The 1,420-nt window shown below is 43.8% G+C and carries 1 protein-coding gene; it reads right to left on the reverse strand.

The features are described 5' to 3' along the window. Window positions 1-20 precede the first annotated feature (20 nt). Window positions 21-1,340, reverse strand: a complete 1,320-nt coding sequence (locus CXF88_RS14335; RefSeq protein WP_101085470.1) for an IS4 family transposase — start codon at window positions 1,338-1,340, stop codon at window positions 21-23. Window positions 1,341-1,420: the final 80 nt, after the last annotated feature.

Below are 1,420 nucleotides of genomic sequence, written 5' to 3' on the forward strand. Positions count from 1 at the left end.
TAATGCTATTCGGATAAGCATTACTGTTTATATTTAAGTGGATAACGGCTAGGTATATAGAGCACTGAGCGTGGATACGTTCGGTGCTTTCTTTTATCTGGAAGGATAAAGTGTTTTATATCGGCTCGCATTTGCTTAAGTTTCGCTGGCAGCTTTCCATCTGGTGATAAAGCAAGCCACCTTAATTGTGTATCTATCAAGCTTATTGCCGCGGTAAAACTGATACGGGTTGGCGCAACTTTAGCTTCCTTTGCTATCGCTGTCATTTCTAAACGAACCAGATTATAAGCGATAAGCACTCCCCACAATTCTTGCTTAACACCTTCAACAAATTTGCTTCGTAACGTCACCTTGCTTTGTAGCTGGGTTTGCTTAAGTTCACCGTATCCTTCTTCTATTTCCCAGCGTTGCCAGTAGATATTAAGTAGCTTGTCCAGCGGATACTTAACGGGATCAACCAATGAGGTGACGAAGCCTTTTATTTCACCTTTTGGCTCTTGATAAGCAATAAAACGGGCACGCCATGTTTCGGGAAGCTCGGGGTTTTTCTTTCTCGCTTGGGGAGAGACTGGCATATCAATGAGCAAATCATTATTCGCAAACTCTTCGACCACCTCGTAACGCATTTTTGACTTTACGGGTGTCAGCCAATGTCGCTGTACTCCAGAGCTTTGCCAATTGACTAATAAGTCAGCAGAGAAATAACAACGGTCAAATAGGGTTAAGGAGTTATCAGGTGTATCTTGAACTAAACGCTGTGCGAGTGTGATCTCTCCTACGTGACAACCATCAAAGGCAGCACCTAATACCATTCTGGTTTCAGTAGATATAAGGCTGACTAATCGAAGTTGAGGATAGGGTTTGTGTGTTTTTGAAATAAAACCAAACTCATTGGCATTTTCTTCAGAGTCTTGGCAACGAAACACCGTTCCATCAACGGCAAGAGTGGTAAGCCCTAGTGTATTTTGGTCCCCTAACGCTTGCTCAAGCCAGGCTGATATAGTGGATTTAAATAAGTAAGACATTGGGGCTTCACCTAAGCGTCGTCGGCAATCCGTCAATACACTCGGTGCTACACGAGACCAGGTGGAGTCTCCAGATTGAAGTGCTATATCCATCGAGCTACAGACTTCTTTGATGGACTGGTTACGTATTAATCCCATCCAAAGCACTAGCCAGACTGCCTGCTGCGCAGGCAGACGGCGATTACGGATACTCGCCTTGTTAGCTGAAAGGAGTGATTGTTCGATCCACTCAGAATCAATAGCCTCCATTACAGAACCATAAGACCCACTTTCTTCAACAGACTCATGAACTAATTCAAGCTCTTGCTCAAACATAAAAAATCCCCACCAGAATACTGGTAGGGATTATCTTTCATCTGCAAGATCGGTCAAGTGCCCTTAAACGATCGGCATTG

Source organism: Shewanella sp. ALD9, assembly GCF_002836315.1.
Lineage (GTDB): Bacteria > Pseudomonadota > Gammaproteobacteria > Enterobacterales > Shewanellaceae > Shewanella.